Source organism: Roseovarius sp. (assembly GCF_018066915.1).
In the GTDB taxonomy this organism is placed as follows: Bacteria; Pseudomonadota; Alphaproteobacteria; order Rhodobacterales; family Rhodobacteraceae; genus Roseovarius.
Genome location: NZ_JAGPVV010000108.1, coordinates 1 through 8,480, shown reverse-complemented (window position 1 = coordinate 8,480; position 8,480 = coordinate 1). Strand labels below are relative to the sequence as shown.

Annotated in this window: 9 protein-coding genes; 5 read left to right on the top strand and 4 right to left on the bottom strand. The window is 66.6% G+C overall.

Annotated features, from left to right (window positions below; translation table 11 throughout):
* Positions 1–237, top strand: a 237-nt coding sequence (locus KBT70_RS05945; protein WP_296629723.1) for a diguanylate cyclase, incomplete at its 5' end; no start/stop codon positions are given.
* A 4-nt stretch (positions 238–241) separates the two neighbouring features.
* Here the strand turns inward: KBT70_RS05945 and bchO are convergent.
* From bchO to crtA, 4 genes are read right to left on the bottom strand one after another with little or no spacing between them, the layout of a single operon-like run.
* Positions 242–1,114, bottom strand: coding sequence for an alpha/beta fold hydrolase BchO (gene bchO, locus KBT70_RS05940; protein WP_296629721.1), 873 nt, complete (start codon positions 1,112–1,114; stop codon positions 242–244).
* 3 nt (positions 1,115–1,117) lie between these two features.
* Complete coding sequence (locus tag KBT70_RS05935; protein ID WP_296629719.1) at positions 1,118–2,776, bottom strand: magnesium chelatase subunit D; 1,659 nt, start codon at positions 2,774–2,776, stop codon at positions 1,118–1,120.
* Positions 2,773–3,777: a magnesium chelatase ATPase subunit I gene (bchI, locus tag KBT70_RS05930; RefSeq protein WP_296629717.1), complete on the bottom strand. Its 1,005-nt coding sequence runs from the start codon at positions 3,775–3,777 to the stop codon at positions 2,773–2,775. The genes KBT70_RS05935 and bchI overlap by 4 nt, the downstream gene beginning before the upstream one ends.
* The gene (gene crtA, locus KBT70_RS05925) at positions 3,774–4,520 is read right to left on the bottom strand and encodes a spheroidene monooxygenase (RefSeq protein ID WP_296629716.1); all 747 of its coding nucleotides are present in this window, start codon (positions 4,518–4,520) and stop codon (positions 3,774–3,776) included. Before crtA ends, bchI begins: the two co-directional genes overlap by 4 nt.
* Before the next feature lie 70 nt (positions 4,521–4,590).
* Here crtA and KBT70_RS05920 point away from each other — a divergent pair, with 70 nt between their 5' ends.
* The 4 genes from KBT70_RS05920 to KBT70_RS05905 form a co-directional block, all read left to right on the top strand.
* Positions 4,591–6,159, top strand: coding sequence for a phytoene desaturase (locus tag KBT70_RS05920; RefSeq protein ID WP_296629715.1), 1,569 nt, complete (start codon positions 4,591–4,593; stop codon positions 6,157–6,159).
* Positions 6,156–7,205: a 15-cis-phytoene synthase gene (gene crtB, locus KBT70_RS05915; RefSeq protein WP_296629713.1), complete on the top strand. Its 1,050-nt coding sequence runs from the start codon at positions 6,156–6,158 to the stop codon at positions 7,203–7,205. The genes KBT70_RS05920 and crtB overlap by 4 nt, the downstream gene beginning before the upstream one ends.
* Entirely contained in the window at positions 7,202–7,663 is a 462-nt protein-coding gene (locus KBT70_RS05910; protein WP_296629711.1) for a TspO/MBR family protein, read from the top strand. Before crtB ends, KBT70_RS05910 begins: the two co-directional genes overlap by 4 nt.
* A gap of 98 nt (positions 7,664–7,761) precedes the next feature.
* A partial coding sequence (locus tag KBT70_RS05905; RefSeq protein ID WP_296629709.1) for a DUF2189 domain-containing protein occupies positions 7,762–8,480 on the top strand: 719 nt, incomplete at its 3' end.

Sequence of the window (8,480 nt, the reverse complement as noted above, 5' to 3'; positions counted from 1 at the left end):
TTGGCCCGTCGCATGATCGCCCGATTGGAAGAGCCGGTGCCTTACGGCGCGCAGATGTGTCGGATTTCCGGCAGCGTCGGCATCACGCTCAGCTGCGCCTATGACAACCCCGAAGCGGCGCGGATGATGGCCGATGCCGATCTGGCGCTCTATGCCGCCAAGGCGCAGGGGCGGGGCTGTGCGATCTTTCACGAGGTGGAGGTCGCGCGCGTGGACCCGGTGCGCGGTCTTGCCTGAGGTCTCAATCGGGCCAGTTTTTGGGATCTAGGATCGCGGCCAGAACGCGCGCGGCATCCTCCTCCTGCGCCACATGGCCCAGACCGTCTAGCGACAGCGTGCGCGCGCGCGGCATCTGGGTGGCGGCGCGCGCCGATGTTTCGGGCGGCACCGCCAGATCGCCGCTACCAGTGATCAAGAGGCAGCGATTTGGGATCGCGTCCAGCCGGGTCAGAAGCGGGGCCACATCCCATTGCGCCATCATCTGCAAGGTGCCATCGACATGCGCGCGGTCCCCGATCAGCCGCGCATAGAGCGCGAGACCTTCGGGCGTGAGGCGCGATCCGGTGCTCTCGATCAGGCGGCGCGCGCGAGAGACCTTGTCCGCCCCAAGGGTAAAGAGCGTGGGGGTGAGCGGGTTGAGCGCCAGAACCTTGGCCAGAACCGGAAAGAGCCAGCCTGCCACGCCTTCGAACGGGCCGAGGGCGGCGTTGACGCAGGCGATATCGGGCGGGTGGCCTGTGGGCGTCACCAGCCGCGTGGCCAGATCCAGCGCGATGGCCCCGCCGGCCGAATGGCCAAGGATGAGATCAGGCTGCCAGCCTTGGGCGGTGCAGAGCGCGGCAATATCCCCGGCCATGCCGGGCAAGCCCAGACGCCGCCGGTTTCCGGCGCGGGAAAATCCCTGACCGGGGAGATCAAGGGCAATGACTCGGTGGCTCTGCGCCAGAAGCGGCATCACCTCGCGCCAGCTATGGGTCGAGGCCCCGGCCCCGTGCAGCAAGAGTGCCAAGGGCCCGTGCCCCATCTCTTGCACATGCCATTGGTGGGGGGGGTGATGGATGCGGCGTGACTGGGCATTGAGCGGCCATGTCACCAGATCGCGCTGCCAATCCATCGCTCAGCCCCCGAGGGCGGAGGTGACTGCCGTCGAAATCCGCCGCGCGTCGGCACGCGGCAAGGGCAGGTGGCGAGCGTTCATTTCTGCGGCAAGTTGGGCTGGTTCCGGCCCCGGACGGGCGGAAATGTCGATCACGATCGCGGGCAGGTTTTGCGCGCGCCAGAGCCGCGCCATGGTGGTGGTGTCCTTGGCCGCCTCGGCGCGGTCGCCGCGCCCGTCGAGCGTGATATTGGCCCGCGCATCGGTCAGGAGTGCCAGCGTAGGGCTGAGCCCGTGCGCCTGCGATTGCTGCGCGAGGGTGAGTGCCGCGCCAAGGGCCGCCGCAAGCGGGGTGCCGCCGCCACCGGGCAGACCGCCCAGACGCCGCTTGGCCTGCACCAGCGCGCGGGTGGGGGGCAGGATAAGATCGGCGCCCATGCCGCGAAAGGCGATGAGCGCCACCTGATCCCGCCGGGAATAGGCCTCGGCCAGCAAAAGCTCGACGGCGCCCTTGGTCTCGGCCAGCCGTGCCAGTGCTGATGAGCCAGAGGCATCGACCGCGAAGATGACCAGCCGGTCGGCGCGATCCTCGTAGCGTTTGAGGTGAATATCGGCGGCGTGGATGATCACGCCCGGTTTATCAGGGCGGGTGCTGCGGCGCAGCGGTTGCCACGGGGCGGCGGCGCGCAGGGTGGCGATGAGGTCGATGCGCCCGCGCCCGTCCGGGGCACCGGGCCGCGCGGGCAGGGGGCGGCCGCGCTGATGCGCCTTGCGCCGGGCACCGGCCCCTGAACCAGCGGCACGCCGCGTGGCACCGCGTTGCGTCAGTTGATCCAGCAGCGCGGGGGGCAGCAGAGCGGCCACCGCCGCGATGAGCAATTCGTCGGGGATATCCGGCGTCTCACTCTGACGCTGCTCTTCGGGTTCGGGCGTGGCGTCGGGCTGCTCTGGCTCCGGCTCTTGCGGCAGTTGCGTGGCGCGGGCGGGATAGACCAGCTCTGCCGCCTCGCGCAGATCGTCTTGCGTCACCTGCGCATGGGCCGCGAGCGCCGCAAGTGCGCGCGCCGCGCGCAGCGCGAGCCAGGGCGCGCGCAGGCTGTCGATGCCGAAACTGGCGGCCAGCGCCGTGAGCTTGGCGATGTCCTCAGGGCTGTGCTGGATGTTGGGCAGGCGCGCGCGCGCCTCTTCAAGATCGGCGGCGGCGGGCATGAGGGCGGGGGCCGCGTCATGGCGGATGTCGTCGAGCGTGACATGGAGCGCCAGCCGTTCGCAGAGGGTCTGCGGGGCCGATTCCTCGGCGTCGATCCCCTCGTCAAAGAGCACGAGCGTATGCTTCTGGCTCTGGTCCAGCAGTTGTGCCAGTCGCGCCGCGAGTGCAGGCGGCGTGCGCTCGGCCATGGTCAGAACCAGCCGCGCAGGGGTTTCAGCCAGTCCGGCGCTGCGGATCAGTCGCCCGGCAGAGAGGGTGGCGGCAATGTCCGCGCCGCCAAAAAGCTGCGTGTCGCTGAGATCGGGGTGGATGCGCCGGGCAGGGCCGGGTAGGTGCGCGAGTGCTGCATCGAAGGCTTGGCGCACCGGGCCTGCGCGCGCGCGCAGGGTCAGGCCGCGCAGGCCCTCGGGATCAATCGCCAAAAGGGTGAGCGCCCGAAGGGCGCGCGCCCATGCGGGGCTGGGCGTCATCCCCAGACCTCGGTCATGGCGCGGGCGATGCGCGCAGCGCTGCCTGCTTCATCCAATGGATCGCGGCGCAGCCGGTGGCTGAGGGCCAGCGGGGCCACTTGGCGCAGATGCGCGCGGGTGACGGCGTCATCCCCCTCATAGGCCGCAAGCGCGCGGGCGGCGCGCAGCAGGGTCAACTCGCCGCGCAGCCCGTCTGCGCCGATGGCGATGCAGAGCGTGGCGCAGTCGCGCAAGACGTCGTCGGGGGACTGAACCGTTCGCAGCGCGCTGCGCGCCGCCAGAATCCGGTCGCGGATCAGGGCATCCTCGGCCTGCCATGTCGCCATGAACGCGTCGGTATCGCGCTCATAGGCATCGCGGCGGCGGATGACTTCGATGCGTTCTTCGATGTTCTGGGGCGAGCGCACTTCGACCGAGAGGCCGAAGCGATCGAGGAGTTGCGGGCGCAATTCGCCTTCTTCCGGGTTGCCCGAGCCCACCAGCACAAAGCGGGCCGCGTGGCGGATCGAGAGCCCTTCGCGTTCAACCACGTTCTCGCCGGATTGGGCGACGTCAAGCAAGAGATCGACGATGTGATCCTCGAGCAGGTTGACCTCGTCGATATAGAGATAGCCCCGGTTGGCCCGCGCCAGAAGGCCGGGTTGAAACGCCTTTTCGCCCAAGGTCAGCGCCCGCTCGATATCGAGCGCGCCGGTCACGCGGTCTTCGGTCACGCCAAGTGGCAGATCGACCACAGGCGTCGGTCGCTCGACCATCTCGCCCAAAGGGGCGGTCGACCAGTCGGGCGTATCCTCGGGGCGTTCGGCGTTGATCGGGCTGCCCTCGACCATGCGGATGGGGGGCAAGAGGGCGGCCAGCGCGCGCACGGCGGTGGATTTGCCGGTGCCGCGGTCGCCGAACACCAGCACGCCACCAAGCCCCGGCTCGATCGCCGTGAGGATCATGGCGCGTTTCATGTCGTCCTGACCGACGATGGCGGAAAACGGAAAGGCTGCGGTCATTGTTCTTCCTTGATGTGGTCGAGCGGGCTGGTCCCGCCCCATGTGCCCTGTTCGCCGATGACGCGAAATCGGGCGTAGAGTTCTTCGCGGAACCAATCGCCATCGCGTACGGCGGCGATGGCGCGGGCATGCGGGCCGTCCCGGCGGGCGAATTCTGCCATACTTTGGCTGTCAGGCCAGATCGAGAATGTCACCTGATGCAGGAGCGGCACCTCGCCCAGACCGGTCTTGAACGCGACATTGCGGTCGGCGCCGATCACGGCGCTGATATCCGGCACGCGGCGCCAGAATTGCAGCGCCTTGCGCGGGCGCACGGTGGCGCGGGTAAGCGCGGCAAGGGGGCCTTTGTCGGCGGGGGTTGTGATCTCGAAGGGCGTGGCCCCTGACCATTGCCCGCGCACCGATGTGGGCGACAGAAAGAGCGTCCAGCTTTCGCTGGCGCGGGCGAGATAGCGGCGAAAGACGCGGGCCCCTTTGGTCTGCGCGCGCGCCGTGGCAGCATCGGGCCAGACCGCCAGAATGGCATAAACCCCGGTGTTGGGGATAGGGGTAAAGCCCTCGCCGGTGCCGGACCCCAGCAGTTTCCAAAAGCCGATCCCCGGCACACGCGGCAGCATCAAGCGCGCAGCCCCCATCATCGTCAGCGCCCAAAGCCGGTCGATACCGCGGGAGAAGCGAAAGAAACTGAGGCTGACGGTCTGAATGGCACCGCTCCTTGAGGGACTGTCAGGCAAGTTTGACATGGATTTTCCCCCAAGAAAAGAGGTGCGAGAAAGGATTGTCAATTAAACTAGACACATGTAGTCTAAACCTATGTTGACAAGAGTCGATCCGCGCCTGATTGAACAGGCCACACGCGCCGATGCCCCGCATGCGCTGGTCATTGGGGCAGGTTTGGGCGGTCTGGCCTCGGCCATGCGTCTGGGTGCCAAGGGATACCGGGTCACGGTTCTGGACCGGCTGGACAGCCCCGGTGGGCGCGGCTCTAGCATCACGCGGGACGGGCACCGGTTCGATCTTGGGCCGACCATCGTGACCGTGCCGCAGCTCTTTCGCGAATTATGGGCGGCCTGTGGGCGGGATTTCGACGCAGATGTTGATCTGCGCGCGCTTGATCCCTTTTACGAAATTCGCTGGCCGGATGGTTCTACCTTTACCGCGCGACAAGACCGGGACGCAATGCGCGCCGAAGTCTCTCGTCTCTCGCCGGGTGATCTGGCGGGCTATGACCGCTTCGTCAAGGACAGCGAGGCGCGGTATTGGTTCGGGTTCGAGGATCTTGGGCGGCGGTCGATGCACCGGCTGGTGGATCTGATCAAGGTCTTGCCGAAATTTGCATGGTTGCGGGCGGATCGGTCGGTTTATGCCCATGCCGCAGGCCGGATGAAGGACGAACGCCTGCGTATGGCGCTGTCGTTTCACCCGCTCTTTATCGGCGGTGATCCGTTCAATGTGACGTCGATGTATGCGCTCGTGAGCCATCTCGAGGCGGCGTTTGGCGTGCATTATGCCATCGGCGGTGTCGATGCCATCGCCCGCGCCATGGTCCGGGTGGTCGAAGGGCAGGGCGGTGTGATCCGGCAAGGGGCCGAGGTCGATGAAATCGTGATCAAAGACGGGCGGGCCAAGGGCGTGCGCCTGACCGGCGGCGAGGGGATCAGCGCCGATATCGTGATCTCCAACGCGGACGCGGGCCATACCTATGATCACCTCTTGCGCAATCACTCCAAACGGCGCTGGACCACGGCGCGGCTCAAGCGGTCGCGCTGGTCGATGAGCCTCTTTGTTTGGTATTTCGGCACGCAAGGCACGCGCGAGATGTGGCCGGATGCGGGCCATCACACCATTCTCAACGGTCCCCGTTACAAGGGGCTGGTGCGCGACATCTTTCGGCGCGGTGTTCTGGCGGACGACATGAGCCTTTATGTGCATCGCCCCTCTGTCACCGATCCGGGCGTGGCCCCTGCGGGGGGTGATACGTTCTACGCGCTCAGCCCGGTGCCGCATCTGGGCCATGCCAATCCGGTGGATTGGGCGGCCGAGGCCGAGCCCTATCGCCAAAAGGTGCAAAAGGTGCTGGAGGATCAATTGCTTCCGGGGCTTGGGGCGCATTTGAGCGCCTCTGAGGTGTTCACGCCCGAGACCTTTCGGGATCGTTACCTGAGCCCGCATGGCGCTGGTTTCTCCATCGAGCCGCGTATTCTGCAAAGCGCGTGGTTCCGGCCTCATAATGTCAGCGAAGAGGTGCGTGGCCTCTATCTGGTGGGGGCGGGCACGCATCCGGGCGCGGGGCTGCCAGGGGTGATTTCCAGCGCCGAAGTGCTGGCGCAACTGGTGCCTGACGCGGTGCCGGTTGGCGCGCCGGTCGGGGGGCTGCGATGATCGCGCCGCAGGATCTGGCGCATTGCACCGAGGCGATCCGTCACGGGTCGCGCTCGTTCCATGCCGCGTCCAAGCTCTTGCCACGCAGCGTGCGTGATCCGGCATTGGCGCTCTATGCGTTTTGCCGACTGGCGGATGACGCGGTGGACGAGAACCGCGAAAAGGCGGCGGCGGTTCTTGCGCTGCATGAGCGGCTCGATCTGGCCTATGCCGGGCGGCCGCGTAATGCGCCCGCTGACCGCGCCTTTGCCGCCATCATCGAAGAGTTCGACATGCCGCGCGCCCTGCCCGAAGCGTTGCTGGAGGGGCTGGCATGGGACGCCGAAGAGCGCCGCTATGAGACCCTGTCAGAGTTGCGCGGGTATTCGGCGCGCGTGGCCTCTGCGGTGGGCGCGATGATGTGCGTGCTCATGCGGGTGCGCGAGCGCGATGCGCTGGCGCGGGCCTGTGATCTGGGCGTGGCGATGCAACTGACCAATATTGCCCGCGATGTGGGCGAGGATGCCCGTGAAGGGCGGCTTTACCTGCCGCTTGATTGGCTGGCCGAGGCGGGGATGACCCCGGCGGAATTTCTGCAGGCACCCTCCCCCTCGGCTGAGGTGCGGCGCATGGTGCGCCGCCTGCTGATGGAGGCCGACACGCTCTATGCCCGGTCCGAGGCGGGGATTGCCGCGCTGCCGCTGTCGGCGCGTCCGGGAATTTATGCCGCGCGCTTTATCTATGCTGGCATCGGGGCGCAGGTGCGCGGCGCAGGCCATGACAGCATCACGCGCCGTGCCCGCACCAATGGCACGCAGAAAATGGGTTGGCTGATGCTGGCCATGTTGCGGGCGGGGGGCAGTATGATCCTGCCCGGTTCGCCTGTGATCTATGCCCGGTCGCTGCCCGAGACCGAATTTCTGGTCCGCGCCGCGGCACAGGATGCCCCCCGCGCCGCCGACTGGAGCGATACGCTCTATGAGGCGCTGGCACGCCTCAAGGCGCAGGACATCGAGCGCGAGTCAGGCTTGAGCCGGGATGCCGGGCGGGTTAGAGAGACTGCATGATATGGATTACCTTCGGGATTTTTCTGGCGGCTTGTTTCGCGGCAGGCTCGACCGGCGGGCTCTTTCCGCCGGGTGACTGGTATGCGCGGCTGAAAAAGCCGTGGTGGACACCGCCCAACTGGCTGTTTCCGGTGGCGTGGACCACGCTTTATATCTGCATGGCGGCGGCTGGGGCGCGGGTGGCGGTGAGCCCCGGCAACGGCATTGCGATGGCGCTCTGGTCCTTGCAAATCGCGCTCAATGGTCTGTGGACGCCGGTCTTTTTCGGGCTGCAGCGGATGAAACTGGGGCTGATCGTGCTGTGTGCGCTCTGGGCCTCGGTGGCGGTGACGCTGGTGGCGCTCTGGTCGGTGGACTGGATCGCGGGGCTTCTGTTTGTGCCGTATCTGACGTGGGTCAGCGTGGCGGGCATGCTCAACCTCGCGGTGCTGCGGCTCAACCCGGATGCGGCGCGGTAAGGCGCGGCGCGCCATACAGACCGGGTCATTGCAGAAAGACTCTATCCTCTTGCTTCGAAATTGCTCTAGGCTCCCCCAAAAAGGGGAGGACGGGCACCATGCCGCAGAACGAGGTCAAGCCGCTGGGCGTGCCGGAGATGGGCGAGGTCCGCTTTGACATGCTGGCAGAGGCGTTGCGCCGGGGCTGGGCGGACATGCGCCGCGCGCCGGGCTTTGCGGTGATCTTTGCCGGGGTCTATGTGGTCATCGGTCTGATCCTTGCGTGGATCACATGGGCTACGGGCAAGAGTTACTGGCTGATCTTTGCCGCCGTGGGATTCCCCTTGGTGGGGCCGTTCGCGGCGGTGGGGCTCTATGAGGTGAGCCACCGGTTAAGCACGGGCCGCGCACTCGTGGCCTCTGAAATCTTTGGCGTCATCGCGCATCAGAGGCGGCGGCAATTGCCCTCGATCTGCGCCATCATCATCATGGTGTTTCTGTTCTGGTTTTTCCTTGCGCATATGATCTTTGCGCTCTTTCTGGGGCTGTCGACGATGACCAATGTCTCCTCTTCGCTCGAGGTCTATTTCACGCCAGAGGGGCTGAGCATGTTGGCGGTGGGAACAGGCGTCGGCGCGGTCTTTGCCCTGCTGCTCTATAGTCTGACGGTTGTGTCGTTGCCGCTCTTGCTGGATCGGGAGGTCGATTTTGTGACTGCGATGCTCACGAGCCTGCGGGTGGTGATCGAAAACCCGGTGCCGATGCTGGTCTGGGCGGCGTTGGTGGCGGGGCTTACGTTTCTGGCGATGTTGCCGGCGTTTCTGGGGCTCTTCTTTGC